20 protein-coding genes are annotated in these 23,019 nt (G+C 68.8%); 9 read left to right on the forward strand and 11 right to left on the reverse strand.

Translation table 11 applies throughout. The features are described 5' to 3' along the window. Window positions 1-74: 74 nt before the first annotated feature. From DK459_RS24245 to DK459_RS24255, 3 genes are all read right to left on the reverse strand, one after another. On the reverse strand, window positions 75-1,751 hold the full coding sequence (locus DK459_RS24245; protein ID WP_024070420.1) for a gamma-glutamyltransferase family protein: 1,677 nt from the start codon (window positions 1,749-1,751) through the stop codon (window positions 75-77). A 150-nt stretch (window positions 1,752-1,901) separates the two neighbouring features. Beyond that, window positions 1,902-3,461, reverse strand: a complete 1,560-nt coding sequence (pgi, locus tag DK459_RS24250) for a glucose-6-phosphate isomerase (protein WP_006385899.1) — start codon at window positions 3,459-3,461, stop codon at window positions 1,902-1,904. 7 nt (window positions 3,462-3,468) lie between these two features. Then, window positions 3,469-4,893: a phosphomannomutase/phosphoglucomutase gene (locus DK459_RS24255; protein ID WP_054442659.1), complete on the reverse strand. Its 1,425-nt coding sequence runs from the start codon at window positions 4,891-4,893 to the stop codon at window positions 3,469-3,471. 275 nt (window positions 4,894-5,168) lie between these two features. Here DK459_RS24255 and DK459_RS24260 point away from each other — a divergent pair, with 275 nt between their 5' ends. The 5 genes from DK459_RS24260 to DK459_RS24280 all read left to right on the forward strand — a co-directional run bounded on the left by DK459_RS24260 (window position 5,169) and on the right by DK459_RS24280 (window position 10,302). Beyond that, window positions 5,169-5,792 (forward strand): BPTD_3102 family carboxylase-like protein, encoded by a 624-nt coding sequence (locus DK459_RS24260; RefSeq protein WP_006385901.1) that lies wholly within the window; start codon window positions 5,169-5,171, stop codon window positions 5,790-5,792. A 117-nt stretch (window positions 5,793-5,909) separates the two neighbouring features. Continuing rightward, window positions 5,910-7,325: an FAD-binding oxidoreductase gene (locus tag DK459_RS24265; protein WP_024070417.1), complete on the forward strand. Its 1,416-nt coding sequence runs from the start codon at window positions 5,910-5,912 to the stop codon at window positions 7,323-7,325. A gap of 38 nt (window positions 7,326-7,363) precedes the next feature. After that, complete coding sequence (locus DK459_RS24270) at window positions 7,364-8,077, forward strand: response regulator transcription factor (RefSeq protein ID WP_006385903.1); 714 nt, start codon at window positions 7,364-7,366, stop codon at window positions 8,075-8,077. Beyond that, window positions 8,074-9,402, forward strand: a complete 1,329-nt coding sequence (locus DK459_RS24275) for a HAMP domain-containing sensor histidine kinase (RefSeq protein WP_024070416.1) — start codon at window positions 8,074-8,076, stop codon at window positions 9,400-9,402. Before DK459_RS24270 ends, DK459_RS24275 begins: the two co-directional genes overlap by 4 nt. Before the next feature lie 114 nt (window positions 9,403-9,516). After that, entirely contained in the window at window positions 9,517-10,302 is a 786-nt protein-coding gene (locus tag DK459_RS24280; RefSeq protein ID WP_054442660.1) for a phosphatase PAP2 family protein, read from the forward strand. Here the strand turns inward: DK459_RS24280 and DK459_RS24285 are convergent. From DK459_RS24285 to DK459_RS24305, 5 genes are all read right to left on the reverse strand, one after another. Beyond that, complete coding sequence (locus DK459_RS24285) at window positions 10,254-11,537, reverse strand: TRAP transporter large permease (protein WP_020926314.1); 1,284 nt, start codon at window positions 11,535-11,537, stop codon at window positions 10,254-10,256. The genes DK459_RS24280 and DK459_RS24285 overlap by 49 nt on opposite strands. Continuing rightward, a complete protein-coding gene (locus DK459_RS24290; RefSeq protein WP_080969328.1) occupies window positions 11,528-12,091 on the reverse strand; it encodes a TRAP transporter small permease in 564 nt (187 codons plus the stop codon). Before DK459_RS24290 ends, DK459_RS24285 begins: the two co-directional genes overlap by 10 nt. Before the next feature lie 9 nt (window positions 12,092-12,100). Then, entirely contained in the window at window positions 12,101-13,078 is a 978-nt protein-coding gene (locus DK459_RS24295) for a TRAP transporter substrate-binding protein (RefSeq protein WP_110135122.1), read from the reverse strand. Window positions 13,079-13,198: 120 nt separating this feature from the next. Next, entirely contained in the window at window positions 13,199-14,080 is an 882-nt protein-coding gene (locus DK459_RS24300) for an SMP-30/gluconolactonase/LRE family protein (protein ID WP_110135123.1), read from the reverse strand. Between the two features lie 18 nt (window positions 14,081-14,098). Further along, on the reverse strand, window positions 14,099-14,938 hold the full coding sequence (locus DK459_RS24305; RefSeq protein WP_006385910.1) for an NAD(P)-dependent oxidoreductase: 840 nt from the start codon (window positions 14,936-14,938) through the stop codon (window positions 14,099-14,101). Window positions 14,939-15,055: 117 nt separating this feature from the next. On the opposite strand from DK459_RS24305, the gene DK459_RS24310 reads away from it, so the two are divergent. From DK459_RS24310 to DK459_RS24320, 3 genes are all read left to right on the forward strand, one after another. Continuing rightward, window positions 15,056-15,784, forward strand: coding sequence for a FadR/GntR family transcriptional regulator (locus DK459_RS24310; RefSeq protein WP_006385911.1), 729 nt, complete (start codon window positions 15,056-15,058; stop codon window positions 15,782-15,784). Window positions 15,785-16,013: 229 nt separating this feature from the next. Continuing rightward, entirely contained in the window at window positions 16,014-17,909 is a 1,896-nt protein-coding gene (locus tag DK459_RS24315; protein ID WP_054437821.1) for an LTA synthase family protein, read from the forward strand. Window positions 17,910-18,088: 179 nt separating this feature from the next. Beyond that, window positions 18,089-19,003: an acyltransferase gene (locus DK459_RS24320; RefSeq protein ID WP_110135267.1), complete on the forward strand. Its 915-nt coding sequence runs from the start codon at window positions 18,089-18,091 to the stop codon at window positions 19,001-19,003. A 10-nt stretch (window positions 19,004-19,013) separates the two neighbouring features. Here DK459_RS24320 and fahA read toward each other — a convergent pair whose 3' ends face one another. Beyond that, window positions 19,014-20,333, reverse strand: coding sequence for a fumarylacetoacetase (gene fahA / locus DK459_RS24325; protein ID WP_110135124.1), 1,320 nt, complete (start codon window positions 20,331-20,333; stop codon window positions 19,014-19,016). Window positions 20,334-20,451: 118 nt separating this feature from the next. Next, window positions 20,452-21,750, reverse strand: coding sequence for a homogentisate 1,2-dioxygenase (gene hmgA / locus DK459_RS24330; protein WP_110135125.1), 1,299 nt, complete (start codon window positions 21,748-21,750; stop codon window positions 20,452-20,454). A 165-nt stretch (window positions 21,751-21,915) separates the two neighbouring features. Here hmgA and DK459_RS24335 point away from each other — a divergent pair, with 165 nt between their 5' ends. Beyond that, entirely contained in the window at window positions 21,916-22,833 is a 918-nt protein-coding gene (locus tag DK459_RS24335; protein WP_110135126.1) for a LysR family transcriptional regulator, read from the forward strand. On the opposite strand, the gene DK459_RS24340 is transcribed toward DK459_RS24335, so the two are convergent. Beyond that, a complete protein-coding gene (locus DK459_RS24340) occupies window positions 22,799-23,017 on the reverse strand; it encodes a DUF2783 domain-containing protein (protein ID WP_054499194.1) in 219 nt (72 codons plus the stop codon). The genes DK459_RS24335 and DK459_RS24340 overlap by 35 nt on opposite strands. Between the last annotated feature and the right edge of the window lie 2 nt (window positions 23,018-23,019).

Genomic DNA, 23,019 nt, shown 5'->3' on the forward strand with positions numbered 1-23,019 from the left:
ACGCGAATTCAATATCGAGCGCGTGGCCCGTATCCACGTGGACCTGTATGACACGCTGAGCGCCTGAGTCCGGCTCAATGGCCCAAGGCCGCGCCGTCGCGGCGCGGATCGGCGGCGCCATCGAGGCCTTGCGGCGTCACGCGTATCGCGGCGGCGCCGCTTTTCATGTCGACCTGCTCGAGCTTGTGGCCGCGGGCGGCCAATCGCGCGATGGTATCGGTCGCCACTCGGCCCTTTTCCACCTGGCTGCGGCCGCTGTTGCCGGCGACGTGCGGCAGCGCCAGCGCGTCGGCGGGGCGCAGCCCCCAGGCCAGGATGCCGACCACGGCCTGGGCGATGTAGTCGACGATATAGCCGCCGCCGGCCGATCCGGTCACCAGCGCCAGCCTGCCATCGCTATCGAACACCATGGTGGGCGCCATCGACGTCACTGGCCGCTTGTTCGGCGCCATGGCGTTGGGCGCGCCCTTGCCGTGGGCCGACGAGAAATTGGTCAGGGCGTTGTTCAGGAAGAAACCGTGCGGCATCAGCCATGAGCCGAAGTTCAGGTTGATGGTGGTGGTCATCGACAACGCATTGCCGCGCGCGTCGACGATAGCGACCTGGCTGGTTTCGGTGGTGCCCGGCGCGTCGGCGCCGGCCGGCGCCGGCACGCCGGCGAACACCCCCGGGCGCGGGCCCGTGACCGCCTTGCCGGATAGCAGGGCGGCGCGTTCGCGCACGTAGCCGGGCGCGATCAGCTGGCGCACCGGCGCCTTGACCTGTGCCGGGTCGCCGATATAGGCCAGGCGGTCGGCGCGGGCGATGCGCGCGGTATCGATCAACAGGTGGTCGGCGGCGGCGGAGCCGGGAGCCAGTGTGTCGATGCGGTGGGCGGCCAGCATGCCCAGTTGCTGCAGCACCGATACACCGCCGAAGCTGGGGGGCGGAAAGGTGCAGACCTTCCAGGACAGGAAGGGGCCGCAGATCGGCGTGCGTTCGACCGGGCGGTAGGCCGCCAGGTCGGCGGCCTGGATCAGGCTGGGATACTTGCCCGCGCCGATGGCGGCCAGGACATCGGCGGTGAGCACGCCATGGTTGATTGCATCCGGATCGGCGGCGACCTTGCGCAGCGCGTCCGCCAGCAGTGGATTGCGGACCGTTGCGCCGACCGGCAGCACCTGCCCGCGGGCGTCATAGAACACATTGCGGATCGCGGGGTTCTCGGCCAGTTGCGGCAGCCGTTGCAGGCTGTCGTGCAGGTAGGGCGACATCGGAAAGCCGTCTTCGGCGCTGCGGATGCCAGCCTGGAACAGGCTGGCCCACGGCAGTTTTCCGTGGCGCTGGTGCGCCAGCGCCATGACGCGAACGGTGCCGGGTACGCCGACCGGGCGGCCCAGGCGCGCCACGTCCTTGAGCGGCAGGGTGGCGCCGTCGACGTCGGTGCGCAGGCTGGCGGTGGTGCGCGCCGGCGCCGCGGCCAGCCCGTCCAGGGCGGACAAGGTGCCACCGTCCTGGTCCCACACCAGCATCAGCGTGCCGCCGCCCAATCCGGACGATTGCGGCTCGACCACGGTCAATACCATCTGTACCGCGATGGCTGCGTCCACCACGCTGCCGCCGCGCTTGAGGGCGTCGAGTCCGGCGGCGGCCGCCAGGGGGTTGGCCGCGGCCACCATGCCAGTGGCGATGGTCTCGGCCTGTGCGCCGGCCGCGCCGCACAAGGCGAGGGCGGCCAGGAATCGTGCGGTGCGGCGGACAGGCATGCGCATGGGACGCTCCGGGTAGGACGACGGGCCATTATTCGCCCGTCGCCGCATCCTGTCCAGAGCGGCCCTGGCGGGACCGTGCCCGGCGGTTTTCGTCGACTCGCCAACGGCACACCCGGGCACATCGGTGGCACCCCCGGCGTGCCGATGGCGTCAGGAACGCCGGGCGATCGTGTCGATCCAGAAGCGGGTGGACGGATCCTGCGGCGCCACCTGCTGCGCCGGCGCGTCCAGTTCGCGGATGATGTTCTTGGCCAGGGCCTTGCCGAACTCGACGCCCCATTGGTCGAACGGATTGATGCCCCAGATGACGCCCTGCGTGAATACCTTGTGCTCGTACAGCGCCAGCAGGGCGCCCAGGGTGTAGGCCTCGAGGTGCGGAAGCACGATCAGCGAGGATGGCCGTCCGCCGGGGTGCACCTTGTGCTGCGCCAGGAGCCGCGCGCGAGCCGGATCGGCTTCGGTGCGGGAAGTTTCGGCCAGCGCTTCGTCGAACGACTTGCCGCGCAACAGCGCCGCGCGCTGCGCCAGGCAATTGGCGATCAACAGTTCGTGGTGGCGCGCATAGGCGTGGTCGGGCTGCTCGCACAGGATGAAATCGACGGGCGCGCCGGCGGTGTCCTGGTGCAGCCACTGGAAGAAAGTGTGCTGGCAATCGGTGCCCGACATGCCCCAGACGGCGGGGCCGGTCGGCACGCCCGCCGGGCTGCCGTCGGCGGTCGCGACCTTGCCGAGCGATTCCATTTCGAGTTGCTGGGCCCAGGGCACGATGTGGTAAAGCCGCGAATCGTAGGGCGAGATGACCAGCGAGTCGAAGCCCAGCACGCTGCGGTTGACGACGCCGGCCAAGGCCAGTTGCAGCGGGGCGTTTTCGGCCAGCGGGGCGTGGCGGAAGTGTTCGTCCATGGCGGCGGCGCCGGCCAGCAACTGGTCGAAGGTATCGTTGCCCATCGCCAGCGCGACCGGCAGGCCGATGGCGGACCACAGCGAATAGCGGCCGCCGACCCAGTCCCAGATCTGGAAAATATGGTCGGGCGAGATGCCCAGATTGAGTGCGGCCTCGACGTTGGCGGTGATCGCCACCACTTGCTTGATCGGATCGGCCACGCCGGCGTCGCGCAGCCAGTTCATGGCGACTTCGGCATTGGCCAGCGGCTCGGTGGTGGTGAAGGACTTGGAGGCGACGATGACCAGCGTGTCGTGGGGATCCAGCCGGCTCATGGCGTCGGCGACCGAATGGGAGTCGACGTTCGAGGCGAAGCGCACCTCGCGACGCGCCCCGCCGTAGCGCAGTGCGCGGGTGATCAAGCGGGGCCCCCAGTCGCTACCGCCGATACCCAGGTGCAGGATGCAGCTGTAGCGGTTGGCGGCATCGGCATCGCGCACGAATTGGCGCACGCGCTCGCGTTCGGCCAATACGGCGGCCGCAACCATGGCCGGCGGCTGCGGCGCGCGCAGGGCGGTGTGCCAGGCCGGGCGTTGTTCAGTCCAGTTGGCGTCGCCGCCATCGAACAGCCGCGCGCGCGCGGCATCGAACCCCTGTTGTGCCAGCAAGGCGGCCGCCGCTTCTTGCAGCGCGGGGGAATACGCCTGCGCGCTCAAGTCCAGGCGCAACCCGGGGGCGTTGATCAGGCGCAGTTGCTCGCCGCGCAGGTCGGCGGATTTGGCCGCGGCGGCGAAGCGCCGCCAGGCTGGACTATTGGGCAAAGACATCGGCGATCTAGAAGGGCAGGGTGGCGTCGGGCGCCAGTTTAGCCAGTTCCCGCCGGAAATCGCCCTGGATGCGGGCCAATGCCTCGGCGGTCTGCGCTTCGAAGCGCAGCACCACGACTGGCGTGGTGTTGGACGGCCGCGCCAGGCCGAAGCCGTCGGGATACTCGGCGCGCACGCCGTCGATGGTGACCACGCGCGTGGCGCCGGGAAACTGGCCCTGCTCCTGCAGCGCCTGCACCAGCGTGAAGGGCTGGCCTTCCTCCATTTCAAGCTTCAACTCGGGCGTGGACACGTCCTGCGGCAGGGCCTCCAAGGGCGCGCCGGCATCGCTGAAGCGCGATACGATTTCCAGCAGGCGGGCGCCGGTGTACAGGCCGTCGTCAAAGCCGTACCAGCGCTCCTTGAAGAAGATGTGGCCGCTCATCTCGCCGGCCAGCGGCGCGCCGGTTTCGGCCAGCTTGGCCTTGACCAGCGAGTGGCCGGTCTTCCACATCAGCGGCTCGCCGCCCGCGGCTTCGACCGACAGGCCGACGTGGCGGCTGCACTTGACGTCGTAGATGATGGTGGCGCCGGGGTTGCGCTCGAGCACATCGCGGGCGAACAGCACCAGCTGGCGGTCGGGCCAGATGATCTGGCCGGATTTGGTCACCACGCCGAGGCGGTCGCCATCGCCGTCGAAGGCCAGGCCCAGTTCGCAGTCGGTGGTGGCCAGGCAGCGGATCAGGTCCTGCAGGTTCTTGGGCTCGGCCGGATCGGGATGGTGGTTGGGAAAGGTGCCGTCGACCTCGCAGAACAGCTCCGTGACCTCGCAACCCAGGGCGCGGAACAATTGCGGCGCGATCGCACCCGCCACGCCGTTGCCGCAGTCGACCGCGATCTTCATGGGGCGGGCCAGTTTCACCCCGGATGCGATCCGCGCGATATAGGCCGCCACCAGGTCCAGTTCGCGCCGCACCCCGGGGCGCGGCGCGGGCGCGTCGGTGCCGCCGTTCATGCGGCGCGCCAGGGCCTGCACGTCTTCGCCATACAGCGCGCGTCCGCCCATCATCATCTTGAAGCCGTTGTACTTGGGCGGATTGTGGCTGCCCGTGATGGCGACGCCGGAGCCGGTCTGCAGCGTGTGCGCGGCGAAATACACAAGGGGCGTGGGAACCTGTCCGATATCGACTGTGTCGACACCGCCTTCCAGCATGCCTTCCTGCAGTGCCTGCGACAGCATGTCGCTGCTGAGACGGCCATCACGGCCCACCACCAGTGTCTGCACGCCCTGTTCGCGCGCGGTCGCGGCCAGCGCCGCGCCCAGGGCTCGCGCAAAGCGGGCGTCGATCAGGTCGGGGACGGTGCCGCGGATGTCATAGGCCTTGAAGACGGCGGCGGGGAATTGCGAGTTGTCGGCCACGACGGCTCCTTGGGTGACGGGTTGCGCTGGCATGCCCCGGCGGCGGACGAGCCGGCCAAAATGGGGCGCAAAATGGGATTATCCCCTATCGGCGCCGGATGCATCATCCCGCCAGTGGCGTAGGGCGTCCAGGGGCTTGCGTCGCGCCCGCCCCAGCCTGGTGCGCCGCGCCGGCGGCGGCGCGCCGTGGCGGTGCGTTGGCATAGGGCCCGAAGCCGGCGTCGGCAGGGGCATCCCGCTGGCATGGAACTTGCTCGCCATCCGAAGGTGATACGCTAGTCAGGCAAGCAGAAAGACCGGAGGGGCCCATGAGAGCCAAAGTATCCACAGTCACGTCATCGGGCGGCGCCAGGCGCAGGCCGCCCACGGACTTCGCCGGCCCGGCGGCCGGGCGGGAACGCCGGCTCGACATTCACGTATTCATCTCACCCGAGGGCGAGCTGGCGACCGGCCGGGCCTGGGAGCGCTGTGTCTGGCGCGATGCCCGCGTGCTGATCGCCGAATGTCCGGCTCCGCATCTGCCGGCCTCGGTCGAGAGCGCCCTGCGCGCGATCGCGGCCAGCGTGGCGCGGGATCGCGCCTGGCAGGGCATGGGTACGGTGGCCTTTTCGCTGGACGATCGCACCGGGGTGTTCCGCGTGATCCTTGCGGAATCGCGGCCGCGTTCGGGCGCCGCGGTGGCCGACTTCGAACCGGTCGCGGCGCACGCGCTGGAGGTGCGCATCGACGGTTGCGCCGACCGCCATATGCCTTGCACGCACCTGCTGGTCTGCGGCGCCACCCGCGGCGAAGCCTTGCGGCGCGCCTATCGCGCCCTGTCCGAAATGCCGGGTCCGGCCGGCGTCGATCGCGCGTTCCTGATGAACCGCATCGCCTCGCGCGCCTACTGCACCGGCCTGACCGGCACGCGCCTGGACCAGGCCGTGGGCTAGTGTGCTGTTGGACAGCACGCTAGCGCAACCGGCGCGGCCGAGCTGCCTCTACAATAGTCCGCACCTCCCTTGAACTGCGCCCGGGCGCGGCCCGGCGCGCCCCACCGTGCGGCGCCTATGACCTTGCTGAGCGAATTGCAATCCCTCCTGGGCGAGTCCCATGTGCTGACCGGCGCCGATGCCGAGCCGTTCGCGCTGGACTGGCGCCGCCGCTATCGTGGCGTGGCGTTGGCGGTGATCCGTCCCGGTTCGACGCAGGAGGTGGCCGATGCCATCAAGCTGTGCGCCGGCCATGGCGTGCCGGTAGTGCCGCAGGGCGGCAATACCGGCCTCTGTGGCGGCGCCACGCCGGATGACTCGGGCAGCGCGGTGGTGCTGTCGACCGCCCGCCTGAACCGCGTCCGCGCGCTCGATACCGACAACGACACCATCACGGTGGAAGCGGGCTGCATCCTGCAGGCGGTGCAACAGGCCGCGGCCGACGCCGACCGGCTGTTCCCCCTCAGCCTTGCCGCCGAAGGCAGCTGCACCATCGGCGGCAACCTCGCCACCAACGCCGGCGGCACCCAGGTGCTGCGCTACGGCAACACGCGCGACCTGGCCCTGGGGCTCGAGGTGGTCACCGCCGAGGGCGAGATCTGGAACGGCCTGCGCGGCCTGCGCAAGGACAACACCGGCTACGATCTGCGCGACCTCTATATCGGCAGCGAGGGCACGCTGGGCGTCATCACCGCCGCCACGCTCAAGCTTTTCCCGCGGCCGGTGGCCTCCTGCACCGCGTTGCTGACGCTGGACAGCATAGACAACGCGGTCGAGCTGCTGTCACGCGCCCGCGCCGGCTTCGGCGCCGCGCTGACTGGCTTCGAATTGATGAGCGGCCATTGCCTGCAGGCCGTGGTGCGGCTGTTCCCGCAGCAGCGCCTGCCGTTCGAAGGCGACTCCGCCGCCTCGCCCTGGTTCGCGCTGCTGGAACTGTCGGACAGCGAAAGCGAAACGCATGCGCGCGAACGCTTCGAGACGGTGCTGGGCGAGGCGATCGAGGCCGGCCTGGTGAACGACGCGGCCATCGCCGCCAACGTCGCGCAGAGCAAGGCACTGTGGCACCTGCGCGAAAGCATCCCGCTGGCCGAGGCCGAGCTGGGCAAGTCGGTCAAGCACGACGTGTCGATCCCGATTTCCGCCATCGCCGGCTTCGTGCACCACACCAATGCGCTGCTGCAGGCGCGTTTTCCCGGCGTGCGCCACGTGATCTTCGGCCACCTGGGCGATGGCAACCTGCACTACAACGTGGCCAACGCGCCAGGCCAGACCGAGACCGAATTGCTGGCGCTGCAAAGCGACATCTACGGCGTGGTGCATGACAGCGTGCACGCGCACGCCGGTTCCATCAGCGCCGAGCACGGCGTGGGCCAGCTCAAGCGCGACGAACTGCCGCGTTACAAGAGCGCGGTCGAACTGGCCCTGATGCGGCGGATCAAGCGCGCGCTGGATCCGCACGGCCTGATGAACCCGGGCAAGGTGCTGCAGGCCTGACCGGGGCGTTCAACCTTTCTTTCGATGGGGATGCGAATATGGCAGCCAGTCCCGCGGCGGGCGCGAATCAGCGGATCCTGATCGTCGAGGACGATCACATCATCGCCGGCAACCTGTACACCTTCCTGGAAGCCCGCGGATTCCTGCCGGACGTGGCCTATAGCGGCCCCGCCGGCCTGCAGCGCCTGGAGGAACAGCGTTTCGACGCCGTGATCCTGGACATCGGCCTGCCTGGCATGGACGGCCATGCGGTGCTGCACGCGCTGCGCGCCGACAGGCGTCTGCCGGTGCCGGTGCTGGTGTTGACCGCGCGCGACAGCCTGGAAGACAAGCTGGCCGGTTTCTCGCACGGCGCCGACGACTACCTGACCAAGCCGTTCGCCTTGCTGGAAGTCGAGGCCCGCCTGCTCGCGCTGATCCAGCGCGCCAAGGGGTCGACCGTGGACACGGTGCGTGTTTTCGGCGACCTGGCCTACGACACCCGCAGCCGCACGGCGTCGATCGGCGGCAAGCCTGTCCACCTGACGCGCAAGGCGACCCTCATCCTGGAAGCGCTGCTGCGCGACCCGGGGCGGGTGGTCTCGCGCGAGGAACTGGAGTCGCAGTTGTGGGGCAGCGAACCGCCGTCTTCCGACGCGCTGCGCAGCCAGGTGCACCTGCTGCGTCGCGCGCTGGCCGACGCCGGCTTCGACGGCATCGAAACCCTGCATGGCACCGGCTGGCGCCTGGTCGCCGACGGGAGCGCCGCATGAGCCGCTTCGCGGGGGGCGGCACCCTCACGCAACGCGTGGTGTGGGCGCTGACCGGCACCGTGGCCTTGTTCGTGACGGCGCTGGCGTTGCTCGCCTACCTGACGTTCGACCAGATGGAGGACGACCTGGTCAACGACATCCTCAATACCGAAATGGACCGCCTGGTGCAGCACGCGCGCACCAGCGACCAGTTCCTGCCGCGCCACGGCGCCCGTGAGCTGGGCGGCTCCATGCGCGCCTGGCTCAGCGCCGACGGCGAGGCCCCGGCCGGCATGCCCGAGGAGATACGCGGCCTGGACAACGGCCTGCACCTGATCGAGCCCGGAGCCTATACCTGGCACGTGATGGTGGCCGAGACCGGCACGGGCAAGGTCTACCTGCTGTACGACGCCACCGACAATGAGGAACGGGTGCACGATTTCGGGTTGATCGTGCTGGGCGTGGGGGCGATCTGCGTGGTGGGCGCGTATGCCCTGTCGCGGCGCGTGGCGGCGGTGGCGGTGGGCCCCTTGCTGGACCTGACCGACCGGCTCTCGACCTGGGCGCCCGGCTCGCCCGACCTGGCGGTGACGCGCGACGACGAGGCCGGCCGGCTGATCGAGGCCTTCAACCGGGTGCAGAACCAGGTCGACCGCTCGATCGCGCGCGAACGCGAGTTCGCCGGCAACCTCAGCCACGAAGTCCGCACCCCGCTGGCGGCGATCCGCTCCGACAGCGAGCTCATGCTGCTGACCCAGGACCTGACCGCGGACCAGCGCCAGCGGCTGACACGGGTCATGGACAACGTCGACGACGTCATCGTCTGTCTTGAAAGCGCGCGCGCCATGGCTCGCGACCAGATGCGTCCGCCGGAGCCGGTCGACCTGGCCGACTGCATGCAGGACGCCTGGCGCGGCTACGAATCCCAGGCCGGCGTGGCCCAGCTGCGTTTCGACAACCGCATCCCGCCCGAGCACATCCGCGTTCTGGACCGTTATGCCTTGCTGACGGTGCTGCGCAACCTGGTGCGCAACGCCATCGAACATGCCGCGCCCGCCACGCTGACCGCCAGCCTGGGCGAGGATGGCGTGTTGCAGCTGGGCGACGATGGCAAGGGCATCGACGCCGGCGACCTGCCCTTCCTGTTCCGCCGCTACTACAGCGGGCGGCTGCGGGATTCGGCCGCCGCGGGCCGGGACGAAACCGCGCGTGGCCTGGGGCTGGCCATCGCCAAGCGGGTCTGCGACATGCAGGGCTGGACCTTGACCGTGGATTCTTCCCGCGAAGGCCCCCAACGGGGCACGCGCTTCAGCCTGCGCCTGAACGCGGCGGACGCGACGGCGTAGTCGGGGCGCAACGCCGGGGGCGAGGCTCCCCCCGGTGGGCGGAATTTGACGAATTTTCGACTATCGGCCGCCTAAGCTGTCCGCTTCGGCCGAGCGCCCTCCATCGCGTCCCACATGTCGTCCCTGTCCCCTCCCGCGGCCACCCGGCCGACGCCCGCCGCCTACCTGGCCACGCACGTGCTGGGCGTGACGTTGTTCCTGGCGTGCCTGGCCTGGTGGGCCAATGCGTCGGGGTGGGACCTGGCCATCGCGCGCGCCCTGTTCAACCCGGCGTTGGACGATTTCCCGTTGCACACCAACCGCTGGCTGGAACTGATCGGCCACCGCATGGTGCTGGCCCTGCCGATCGGCATCGGGCTGGGGGCCATTGCCGTCGCGGCGGCCAGCTATCGCATTCCCGCCTGGCGCTCCCTGCGCGGGCCGGCGCTGGCGTTGGCATTGACCTGTATGGCGGGGCAGCTGGCCATCTCCCAGCTCAAGCACTACACCACGCTGCCGCGGCCCTACGACCTGGACACGCTGGGCGGCTACACCCCCTATCCGCAGTCGTGGTGGACCTGGGATCGTGGCAAGGCCGGCGGCGCGCTGCCCAGCGGCCATGCCGGCGCCGGCTATTCGCTGCTGGCCCTGTATTTCGCCGGCTGGGCCGTCGGGCGGCCGGGTTGGCGCTGGTGGGGACTGGCGGCGGGCATCGCCGCCGGGCTGGCGTTTTCAGCCGTGCGCATCCTGCAGGGCGCGCACTTCCTCAGCCAGACGCTGTGGTCGGCCGCCCTGATGTGGCTGCTGGCCGCGCTGTTCTTTTGGCCGGTGCTGCACGGGACGGGCGGTCGCCCCGCCTCCGTGTCGATTGCTCAATTGAGCAGCAGGCCTGGCAGCCATAGCGAGAACGCCGGCACGTAGGTGACCAGCGCCAGCGCGGCCAGCAACGCGCCGTAGAATGGCCAGATGGTCCGCATAACCGTGCCGACCGAGACCCCGCCGATGGCGCAGCCCACGAACTGGGTGGTGCCCACCGGCGGCGTGTTCAGGCCCAGCGCGCAGTTCAGCAGCATCACCATGCCGAACTGCACCGGCCCCATGCCGTACTGCATGCAGATCGGCAGGAAGATGGGCGTGCAGATCAGGATGGTCGCCGCCATGTCCAGGAAAGTGCCCAGCACGAACAGGATGATGTTGACCATCAGGAAGATCGCCCACGGGCTGGTGGAGATCGAGGCCATCAGCGCGCCGGTCTTCTCGGCCACGCCGTAGAAACTGATCAGATAGCCGAAGGTCGCCGAAATACCGATCAGCAGCAGCACCACGCCGGTCGTCTTGACCGCCTTGCTGGCGGCGCGCACGAACTGGTCCCAGGTCAGCGAGCGGTAGACGAAGATCGTCAGCGCCAGCGCGTACAGCACGGCCACCGCGGCCGATTCCGTAGCGGTGAAGACCCCGCTCAGGATGCCGACGATGATCAGCACCACCACGAACAGCCCCGGCAGGGCGGCCACCAGCGAGCGCGCCACGATGTGCCAGCCGGGAAACGTGCCGGCCGGATAGCCGCGGCTGCGCGCCACGAAATACGCCGCGGCCAGGTTGCACAGCGTCAGGATCAGCGCCGGCACCACGCCGGCCGCGATCAGCGCCGCGATCGACACCTTGCCGCCCGCCGCCAGGGTGTAGATGATGATGTTGTGGCTGGTCGGCATCAGCGCGCCCACCAGCGCCGCGTGGGTGGTGACGTTGACCGCGTAGTCGGCGTGGTAGCCCTCGCGCTTCATCATCGGGATCATCACCGAGCCCATCGCCGAGACGTCCGCCACTGGCGATCCGGACACGCCGCCGAACAGCGTGCAGGCCACCACGTTGGACATGCCCAGGCCGCCGCGCACGTGGCCCACCAGTGATTTGGCGAAGGCCACGATGCGGTCGGCGATGCCGCCGTACAGCATCAGCTCGCCGGTGAAGATGAAGAACGGGATGGCCAGGAACGAAAACGCGTTCATGCCCGAGGTCATCTGCTGGAAGGCCACCGCCAGCGGCAGGTCCTCGTACATGATCGCGGTGATCGACGACAGCCCGATGGCGAACGCCACCGGCACGCCGATCACCAGGAAGCCCATGAAGGTGAAGGAGAGTAGGGTCAGCGCCATGCCGGTACCACCTTTTGGTTGCGCAACAGGGCGATGACGTGCTCGACCGAGAACAGCGCGATCAGCACGCCGGACAGGGCCGCGGGCACGTACTTCCAGCCGTTGGAAATGCCCAGGTTGGGAATCTTGTAGGCCCACACGGATTCGGCCAGCAGGGCGCAGTTCCACGCCATCAGCGCGCCGAACAGCAGCACCAGCAGGTGGATGAAGATCTTCAGGCGCCGCTGGCCGGCCGCCGGCAAGGCGTCGACCAGCGATTCGAAGCCGATGTGGCCGGCATCGCGCACGCCGACGGCGGCGCCGAGCATGGTGACGTACAGCACCAGCAGCAGCGCCAGGCTCTCGGCCCAGGTGGGGGTGCTGTTCAACACATGGCGGCCGAAGATCTGCAGCGATACCGCGACGATCAGGCAGACCAGGCCGAACACGCTGGTCCACATGCACAGCCGCGCCAGCCGGGCGCAGCCCCGGGTGTAGGCGTCCAGCGGGGCAGCCAGGGCATGCGCCCGGCCCCCCGCCGCGACATCCGGGTCATTGGTGGAGGTAGCCAACATGTGGATTCCTTATTGGACGGCCTGGATCTTGGCGACCAGGTCTTTCATGTCGGGCGTGGTGACGAAGCGGTCGTACACCGGTTTCATCGCCGCCTGGAACGAGGCCTTGTCCACCTCGACGATCTGCGAGCCGGCCTTCTCGACCACGGCGCGCGACTTCTGCTCGCGCTCGTCCCACAGCTTGCGCATGTACGGCACCGACTCGCGCGCGGCCTCGCGCAGGACCTTCTGGTCCTCGGCCAACAGCTTGTCCCATTGGCGCTTGGAAAAGATCAGTATTTCCGGCGTCATGGTGTGCTCGGTCAGCGCGTAGTACTTGGCGACCTCGTAGTGATGCGCGCTTTCGTAGCTGGGGTAGTTGTTCTCGGCCGCGTCCACCAGCCCGGTCTTGAGCGAGGTGTAGACCTCGCCCATCGGCATCGGCGTGGCGTTGCCGCCCATGGCTTCCACCATCGCCACCGACAGGTCCGACTGCTGCACCCGGATCTTCATGCCCTTGGCGTCGGCCAGTGTCTTGATCGGCTTGTTGCGCGTGTACATCGAGCGCGAGCCGCTGTCGTACCAGGCCAGGCCGACGAAGCCGGCCGACTCGCAGGACTTCAGGATCCGTTCGCCGATCTCGCTGTCCAGCACCTTGTGCAGATGCTCTTTCGAGCGGAACAGGAACGGCAGCGATGGCACGCGCGTGGTCTGGCAGATGTTGTGCATGGCGGCGCTGGAGACGCGCGCCATGGCCAGCGCGCCCAGCTTCACCTGTTCGATCGAGTCGTCTTCGTTGCCGAGCGCGCCGCCCGCATACACCTTGACGGTGATGCGGCCGTTGGTGCGCTGCTTGACCAGCTCGCCGAACTGGCGCACGGCCTGCACGGTGGGGTAATCGTCGGGATGGATGTCCGCCGAACGCAGCTCGGCGGCATGGGTGGCGGGAATCAGCGTCAGCAAGGCGGCCGCGGCCAGGATGGCGCGGGTCAGGGTCGGGCGCAACATGTCTACCTCCGGTTGGGAGTACGGCGTTTCGTTGAGGGCCGTTGCGGCCCCGAAGCTCTTCGATGTGTACGGACCTGCTCACTACTCGTGCGTGGGCGCTTGGGGCGCCACGGTCGGGTGCTAACCGGCGCTTGCGGTTTCCTCCAGGCCCCGCGCGCCGGGGCGCAGGATGAAGACGGCGCCGGCGATGGAATCGGGGGCGGCATCGGCGGGGCGGATCGAAGTGACCAGCAGCAGGTCCAGGTCGGGGCCGCCGAACGCGCACATGGCGACGCGGGCGGCCGGCACCTCCAGGCTGCGGTCAAGGCGGCCGTCCGGCGTGTAGCGGTAGATGCGGCCGGCCTCGTTGCCGCAGATCCAGTAGCAGCCGTCGGCGTCGACCGCGGCGCCATCGGGCCGGCCGGTCGGCAGTCTCGGGATGAAGACGCGGCGGTTGCGGAGCGGGCCGCCGTCGATGTCGTAGTCGAAGGCCCAGACCACCTGCCGCGACGGGTGCGAGTCGGACAGGTACATGGTCTTGCCGTCCGGACTGAAGGCCAGGCCGTTGGGCACGATCAGGTCGTCGACGATGGCCTCCAGTGCCTCGCCGGGACCGTGCCGGTAGAGCCTGCCGGCGTTGCGCGCCAGGCCCATGTCCATGACCATGGTGCCGGCCAGGAAGCGGCCCTGGCGGTCGCAGCGGCCGTCGTTGAAGCGCATGCCGGGCGCGTCGTGACGCACCGGGGCCAGCGGCCACGGCTGGCAGGCCTGGCCGGCCACCAGCGGCCCGCATTCATACAGGCCGTCCTCCATCGCCAGCAGCCAGCCGTCCCCGCGCGGGGCGATGCAGCCGGCCATCTGCGGCAACGTCCAGTGATCGAGCCGGCCGCTCGCGGGCGTCCAGCGCCACAGCGCGCGGCCGGGGATGTCGGTCCAGTGGAACGCCTGGTCGGAGGCGCGCCACACCGGGCTTTCGCCCACGCCGCAGAGCAGGGTTCCGATGCGTTCAGCGTGGGTCGCCATGATGGGCCGGGGACGAAATCAGCGCGGGGGAAAGGGGAAGGGGCCGGCCTTGACGAAGGCGCCGCCCTGGAAGCGTCCGGCGGGATCGTCGGCGGGCAGGGGCGCTTGCGCCTCGACCTGCGCGCGAAAGGCTTCGGAGGAATCCTTGGGCGCGAAACCCAGCGCGGCGGCGCGGTGGTTGTCCCACCAGCTGTCGCGGTTGGCCGAGGCGCCATAGGCGATCAGGTGACCGACGTTCGGCGTGAACAGCGATCGCACCACCAGGTCGGTCAGGTCGTCGTAGCTGAGCCAGGTGACCATCATGCGGCGATCCTTGGGCTCGGGAAACGACGAGCCGATGCGCAGGCAGACCGTCTCGATGCCGTAGCGGTCGTAGTAGAAGCGCGACAGGTTCTCGCCGTAGGCCTTGCTCAGGCCGTAGTAGCCATCGGGCCGCAACGGCGCGTCGGCGTCCAGCCGCGCGCCCTGTTCATAGAAGCCGATGACGTGGTTGGAGCTGGCGAACACCACGCGCCGCACGCCATGGACGCGGGCGGCTTCGTAGACGTGGTAGACCCCCTGGATATTGGCCGGCAGGATTTCCTCGAAAGAACGCTCCACGGAAACGCCGCCCAGGTGCACAATGGCGTCGGCGCCGCGCACCAGCTCGGAGACGGCGGCGGGGTCGGCCAGGTCGCAGGGCACGACTTCCTCGCCGGGGGCGGCGGGCGCCATGGCCGCGACGTCGGAAACCCGCAGCACGTCGGCGCAGGCCTTCAGGCGCGGTCGCAGTACCCGGCCCAGGTTGCCGGCGGCGCCGGTCAACAATAAGCGATGACAACGGGGGGAGGCAGGCATGCGGTCGACAGCTAGGCTCATGGCGCAACGCTCGTTGGGGTGGACTCGCCTGGTACGTTATCGTACAACTTGTCCAAAGTATAATAAGCACGAATTTTTGCAGTCAAGCGCCACGCAACCGCTTCCGGATAATCCCTGATGAACGCTCCTGTCGATACCCCCGTGCTGCCGCAGCGTCGTCCACGGAACCTGGCGCAAGGCCTGGTGGAAAACATTTCCGAACGCATCCGCGGCGGCGACATCCGCCCCGGCGACAAGCTGCCCACCGAATCCGAGATCATGCGGCAGTTCGGCGTCAGCCGCACCGTGGTGCGCGAAGCGCTGTCGCGGCTGCAGGCCTCCGGCCTGGTCGAAACCCATCATGGCGTGGGCACCTACGCGCTCGAACCCAGCGGTGGCGGCGATTTTCGCGTCGACCCGGCCGACATCGCCACGGTGCGCGATGTGCTGGTGCTGCTGGAACTGCGCATCTGCCTGGAAAGCGAGGCCGCCGGCCTGGCCGCCGTGCGTCGCAGCGAGGCCCAGCTGGCCGAGATGCGCCGCGCGCTGGACGCCTTCAAGGCCGCGCTGGACAGCGGCGGCGACACCATCACGCCGGACTTCCAGTTCCACCTGCTGGTGTCGCAGGCCACCGACAACCGTTATTTCGCCGATCTCATGTCGCACCTGGGTTCGGCCATCATCCCCCGCACCCGCATCAATTCGGCCAAGTTCGCGCACGAGGACCGTGCCGCCTACCTGTCGCGCGTCAACCTGGAGCACGAAGACATCTACAGCGCCATCATGCGCCAGGATGCCGAAGGCGCCCGCGCCGCGATGCGCACCCACCTGAGCAACAGCCGCGAGCGCCTGCGCCGGGTGCAATAGGCCCGCGCGGCCGCCACGTCGGATGCTGAAGAAATGAGATGTCGTACGACATGACAGGGTTGTCATCGGCCTCCTATTCGACATCGCGACTCCAGCCGGCGGCGCTGCGGCGCGTCGATCCGCGTTAATCTTGGCCGTTTTCAATCACCGGATGGCAAGGCATGGTTTGGCTCGGTAAGCGTGGCGCGGCAACGGCGCGGGGTTTCGTTGGTAGTCGGAGGGCCGCCGCATGCGCCGGCTGACACTGCGCTTCATCCTGGCCGTGCTGGCGCTGCTGACGCTCAGCCGCCTTGGCCTGTCCTGGTGGATGTGGGACCGGGTCCAGGCGGCCGGCGGCCTGTGGCCGGTGCTGCTGGGCGGCCTGCGCATCGACGTCTGCCTGCTGTCCATGGTGATCGCGCTGCCGGCGGTGTTCTCGCCGTGGCTGGGGCACCGCCCGTGGGCGGCGCGCGTCACCGCCTGGTGGTTCCGCGTCTGGTGGATGCTGTACGTGCTGCTGGAAGTCTCCACGCCGCAGTTCATCGCCGAATACGACACGCGCCCGAACCGCCTGTACTTCATCTACCTGCTCAATCCGAAGGAAGTCGGTTCGATGCTGTGGCAGGGCTACAAGGGCGTGCTGTTCACCGCGCTGGTGGTGCTGCTGGTGGCGGCCTGGCTGGCGGTCAAGCTGTTCCCGGTGCGCGTGCGCGATCCCTTCCTGGCGTGGTGGAAGCGGCCGCTGGCGTCGCTGGCGATCCTGGCGCTGGTGGTGCTGGGCGCGCGCGGCACCCTGGAGCATCGCCCCATCAATCCGGCCAAGGTCGCGTTCAGCTCGGACGCGATGGTCAATTCGCTGGCCCTGAACTCGCTCTACAGCGTGTTCGATGCCGCCTACCGCATGCGCGACGAACGCTCGTCGGCCGCGATGTATCCGAAGATGCCGGTGGACGAGATGAACGCCATCGTGCGCGACAAGGCCGGCCTGACGGGGGCGCCGCTGGATCCGCGCTACCCCAGCCTGCACGAGCAGAAGGCCACGGTGCGCCGCGACAAGCCGCTCAACCTGGTGATCATCCTGCAGGAAAGCCTGGGCGCGCAATATGTCGGCAGCCTGGGCGGCAAGGACTTGACGCCCAACATCGACCGGCTTGGCAAGGAAGGCTGGATGTTCCATCGCGCCTACGCCACCGGCACGCGCTCGGTGCGCGGCATCGAGGCGGTCACCGCGGGCTTCCTGCCCAGCGTGGCCGACGCCGTGGTCAAGCTGCCGCGCTCGCAGACCGGCTTCTTCACCCTGGCGCAGGTGCTGGGCAAGCATGGCTACCATTCGCGCTTCGTCTATGGCGGCGAGTCCCACTTCGACAACATGCGCGCCTTCTTCCTGGGCAATGGCTTTGACGAGATCGTCGATCGCCCGAAGTTCGAGAACCCGGTGTTCGAAGGCTCGTGGGGGGCGTCCGACGAGGACATGTTCACCCAGGTCGACCGCCTGCTGCGCGCCGACGGCGACAAGCCGGTGTTCACGCTGGCGTTCTCGGTCAGCAACCATTCGCCGTGGGAGTACCCGGCGGGCCGCATCCAGCCGGTGGGCGATCCGGCCAGCGTCGACAACACCGTGCGCTACGCCGACTGGGCGCTGGGCCAGTTCTTCGACAAGGCGCGCAAGGCGCCGTACTGGGACAACACCGTGTTCCTGGTGATCGCGGACCACGATTCCCGCGTCTACGGCTCGATCCCGGTGCCGGTGCGGCACTTCCAGATCCCGGCCCTGATCCTGGGCGCGGGCATCGCGCCGCGCCAGGACGAGCGCATCGTCAGCCAGATCGACATGGCGCCCACGCTGCTGTCGCTGATCGGACTGGACAACATCAATCCGATGCTGGGCGCCGACCTGACGCAACGCGATCCCAACCGCGCGCTGATGCAGTACGCCGACAACTTCGGCTACCTGCAAGGGGACAAGCTGCTGGTGCTGGAACCGTCCAAGGCGCCGCGCGAATTCCGCTACCGCGCCGCGCCGGTCGGGCAGGACGAGACCTACGATCCGGTCGAACCCGCGGATGACGCCCTGACCAAGGAAGCGCTGGCGCACGCGCTGTGGGCCAGTTGGGTCTATCGCGAAGAAAAATACCGCCTGCCTTGACTTCACCCCGTCCGGGCCTGGGGCCGGTTTGATCCCGCTCAAACCGGCCCCCGGGCAGTCCTCGCACACTCGCGTTCATGACTTTTCCCGATCCGCTGGCCGGCCCGATCCGGCCCCCTGTCGCTGACGCAGGCGACGCGCCCGCGTCCGCCCCGGCCGCGCGCTGGCGCGGTTGGCCCGTGCCACGCGGCCGCCTGGCCTGGCTGACCGGCGTGTTCAGCACGCTCCTGATCGGCGCCAGCACGCTGTCCTGGTGCCTGCTGCTGTTTCCCATGGCGCTGCTCAAACTGGCGCTGCCGTTCGCGGCGGTCAGGCGCCGCATCGACCCCATCCTCAACGGCATCGCCACGGCCTGGATCAGCGTCAACACCGCCTGGTTCACGCGCATCCAGCGCGCGCCCTGGGATGTGCGCGGCAATACCGGCCTGCGCTACGCGGACTGGTACCTGGTCAACTGCAACCACCAGTCCTGGGTCGACATCTTCGTGTTGCAGGGCGCGTTGAACCGCCGCATCCCGCTGCTGAAGTTCTTCCTCAAGCAGCAGCTCATCTACGTGCCGGTGATCGGGCTGGCGTGGTGGGCGCTGGATTTTCCCTTCATGAAGCGCCACGGCAAGGCCGACCTGCGCCGCAATCCCGCCCTGGGACGCCAGGACCAGGAAACCGCGCGCCGCGCCTGCCAGAAATTCTCGCTGGTGCCGACCAGCGTGATGGTGTTTGCCGAGGGCACGCGCTTTTCGCCGGCCAAGCGCGACGCGCAGGGAGCCCCGTATCGTCACCTGCTCAAGCCCAAGGCGGGCGGGCTGGCGGTGTCGCTGAACGCGATGGGCACGCGTTTTCGTTCGATGATCGATGTCACCATCGCCTATCCGGCGGGTGTGCCCAGCTTCTGGGACATGGCCTGCGGCCGCATGGGCACGGTGCGGGTGCGCATGCGCCAGGTGCCGGTGCCGCCGGCCTTCTGCGAAGGCGACTACAGCCGCGACAAGGCCTTCCGCACCGAATTCCACCACTGGCTGGGCCGGCAGTGGCAGGCCAAGGATGACGAGATCGAGGCGTTGACGACCGATGCGGCCGCCACGCCCCGATCCTGACGGACGTCGTTCAGACCCGCGCCGGCAGCACCGTGCCCGAGCATTCGCCGAAACCGATGCGCGGATAGCCCGCCTTGACGCATTCGGCGCGGATGATGACCTGGTCGCCATCCTGCAGGAAGGTGCGCTTCTCGCCCCAGGGCAGCTCGATCGGTTGCTTGCCGCCGTGGTTCAGTTCCAGCAGAGAACCGGCTTCCGACGGTTGCGGGCCCGACAGCGTGCCGGTGCCGAGCATGTCGCCCGGTTGCAGGTTGCAGCCGTTCACCGTGTGGTGCGTGATCAGCTGCGCCACGTTCCAGTAGGCATCGCGGAAGTTGCTGCGCGACAGGCGGGCCGGCGCCTGCTTGCCGGCGCGCGATTGTTCGGTGGTCAGCAGCACTTCCATCTGCACGTCGTAGGCGCCCTTGGCGCGGTTGGCGTCGGAGGCCAGGTACGGCAGCGGCTGCGGCTCGGACGGCCCGCGGTTCCACTGCGTGCGGAACGGCTCCAGCGCTTCCATGGTGACGATCCACGGCGAGATGGTCGAGGCGAAATTCTTGGACAGGAACGGGCCCAGCGGCTGGTATTCCCAGGCCTGGATGTCGCGCGCCGACCAGTCGTTCAGGATGCACAGGCCGAACACGTGCGCATCGGCGTCCGCCAGCTTGATGCGTTCGCCCTGGGCGTTGCCGGTGCCGACGAAGATGCCCAGTTCAAGTTCGTAGTCCAGCCGCGCGCACGGGCCGAACTGCGGCGTCTCGCCTTCGTTGGCGGGGCGGGTCTGGCCGACCGGACGCGGGAACTTCTGGTCCACGCCGATGCTGGAGGCGCGGCCGTGGTAGCCGATCGGCACCCACTTGTAGTTCGGCAGCAGGGGGGTGTCGGGTCGGAACTGCTTGCCGATGGCGGTGGCGTGGTGCACCGAGATGTAGAAGTCGGTGTAGTCGCCGATGCGGGCGGGCGTGGTGTATTCGGCGTCGGCCTGGGCCACCAGCAGCGGCTCGACCGTGGCGCGCAGCGCGGCGCCTTCACGCAGCGCGCGCGACAGCGCCAGGCGCAGTGCGCTCCAGTGGGCATGGCCCAGGGCCATCAGCGCGTTCAGGCTATCGCCCTGGCAGGCGGCCAGCGCCTCGGCGGCCGCGCCTTCGAAGGGCTTGGCGGCGGCCAGCGCGGCCAGGTCGACGATCTGGTCGCCGATGGCCACGCCGGGGCGGAACGATTCCTGCGAGCCCTTGCGGCGGAACGCGGCGTAGGGCAGGTTCTGCACCGGGAAGTCAGAGGTGCCGGTGTTGGCGCTGGCGACCCAGCTCTTGAGGGACGGGTCGTGGGTTTCGTTGATGGCGGTGGTCATGGGGAGTGTCTCGTTCAATGTGTTTGTAAGGGCGCGGCGGGCGCCGGAAAAATCCAAAGCCAAACGGCGATGCGCTTGCGCGCATCGCCGTGGGCGGGCGTGACGGCGGAAAGGCCGGTCACGCCTTGGCGGGATCGAAATGCTTCTGCAGGCCCTGCCAGCACCGGTAATAGTCGCCCTGCAATTCTACCGAGGCCAGCGCCTGCGCCGTCGGGCGGATCACGCGCCGCGTTTCGAACATGAAGGCCATGGTGTCGCGGATGTAGTGCGCGCTGCTGGTGTCGGCGCGCGAGGCCTTCTCGAAGGTCTCGGCGTCGGGGCCATGGCCGCTCATGCAGTTGTGCAGGCTGGCGCCGCCGGGGGCGAAGCCGTCGGCCTTGGCGTCGTACACGCCCTGGATCAGGCCCATGAATTCGCTGGCGATGTTGCGGTGGAACCAGGGCGGACGGAAGGTGTTTTCCATTGCCAGGATGCGCGGCGGGAAGATGGCGAAGTCCATGTTGGCCGTGCCCGGGGTATCGGACGGGGCGGTCAGCACCGTGAAGATCGACGGGTCCGGATGGTCGTAGCTGATCGAGCCGATGGTGTTGAAGTGGCGCAGGTCGTACTTGTACGGCGCGTGCGTGCCGTGCCAGGCGACCACGTCCAGCGGCGAATGGCCGATCGCGGCGCGCCAGAAGCCGCCGGTGAACTTGGCGATCAGTTCGAAGTCGCCTTCCACGTCTTCGTACCAGGCCACCGGCGTCTTGAAGTCGCGGGCATTGGCCAGGCAGTTCGAGCCGATCGGGCCCAGTTCGGGCAGGCGCAGCGCGGCGCCGAAGTTCTCCAGCATGTAGCCGCGCGCGCTGTCGTCCAGCAGTTGCACGCTGAAGCGCACGCCGCGCGGGATCACGGCGATCTCCAGCGGCTCCAGGTCGATCAGGCCCAGTTCGGTGGCCAGGCGCAGGCGGCCCTGCTGCGGCACCAGCAGCAGCTCGCCGTCGGCGTTGTAGAAATAGCGGCCCTGCATCGAGCGGTTGGCGGCATACAGGTGGATGCCGACGCCGCTTTGCTCATCGGGGCCGCCGTTGCCGCCCCAGGTCTTCACGCCTTCGATGAAGTCGGTGGGCACGGTGGGGATGGGCAGGGGGCTCCAGCGCAGCTGGTTGGGCGTGACCGGGCCGTGGCCGAACGCGCTTTCCCAGCCCTTGACGCCGGCAAACGGCTCGAACGGCTTGTGCTGCGCGCCCGGGCGGATGCGGTAGAGCCAGGAGCGGCGGTTCTCGCTGCGCGGCGCGGTGAAGGCGGTGCCGGACAACTGCTCGGCGTACAGGCCATAGGGGCATTGCTGGGGCGAATTGCGGCCCACCGGCAGGGCGCCGGGCAGGGCTTCGGTGGCACAGTCGTTGCCGAAGCCGGTCTGGTAGTGCAGTTCCATGGAATCCTCCTGGGGTGGCGCGCGATGCGTGGCCGCGCGGTCTTGGTCCTGGCGCGCCGGAGCGGATTTCCGGTGCCGATATGCCATTGTCGGAAAAATCCCCCACTATGGCTACGGGAATGTAAAAATACCAACTATAAATTTCGTGAATAGTAGGGGTGCCTGATGGCGGACTTGCGCGACGTCGACCTGAACCTGCTGATCCTGTTCCAGCACCTGCTGGAGGACCGCAACCTGTCCGCCGTGGCGCGGCGCCTGGAGCTGTCGCAGCCAGCGGTCAGCAACGCCCTGCGCCGGCTGCGGCTGGCGTTTGGCGACGAGCTGTTCGTGCGCACCGCGCAGGGCATGTTGCCCACGCCGCGCGCGCAGCGCCTGTCCGGCCCGGTGAGCGAGGCGCTGGCCCTGTTGTCGCAGGCCTTGCAGGACCACGAGGCGTTCGATGCCGCCACCAGCACGCGGCGCTTTCGCGTGGCCATGACCGATGTCGGCGAGATCCATTTCATGCCACGCCTGATGGAAGTGTGCGTGCAGGTCGCGCCCCAGGTGCGCATCGATTCGGTGCGGGTGCAGGGACCGGACCTGCCGCGCGAGATGGAAGCGGGCCGCGTCGACCTGGCCATCGGCGCCTTCGACGAGATGGGGGCGGGCACCTTGCAGCGCATGTTGTTCCGGCAGGGGTACGCCACGCTCTTTCGCCAGGCGCATCCCACGGCCCACCCCGGCATGGGATTGAAGGCGTTTCGCGCCGAGCGTCACCTGATCGTGTCGCGCGCGGCGCCCTACGGGCAGGTCAACCAGTCCATGGAACGGGCCGGCGTGCCGCTCGCCGAGCACTTCAGCGTGCCGCATTTTTCGGCGGTTCCGTACATCGTCAGCGCCACCGACCTGCTGGCGACCGTGCCCGAAAAGCTGGCGGCGAGCGCCGCGCAGCCATTCGGCCTGCGCTACATGACGCCGCCGGTGAAGGTGCCGGCGCTGCAGACCAATATGTACTGGCAGCGCCGCTACGACCGCGATGGCGGCAACCAGTGGCTGCGCGTCCTGATCGTCAATGCGTTTGCGGTGGGTTCGACGCCAGCGTGACCGACGCGCGGGCCTGCGCCAGCGCCTCGCGCAGCACCGCCATGTCGCCCAGGTGGTTGGCCAGCAGCAGGATCAGCGCGGCGTTCAGTTCCTGGCTCTGCTCGTTGCTCAAATCGCGATGCGCCTCGATCAGCGCTTCGTAGAAGTCGTCCGGCGCGGCCAGGTTGGTTTCGGTGTTCAGCATGG

It is taken from the genome of Achromobacter sp. RW408, assembly GCF_003184165.1.
Classification (GTDB): Bacteria; Pseudomonadota; Gammaproteobacteria; order Burkholderiales; family Burkholderiaceae_B; genus Achromobacter; species Achromobacter xylosoxidans.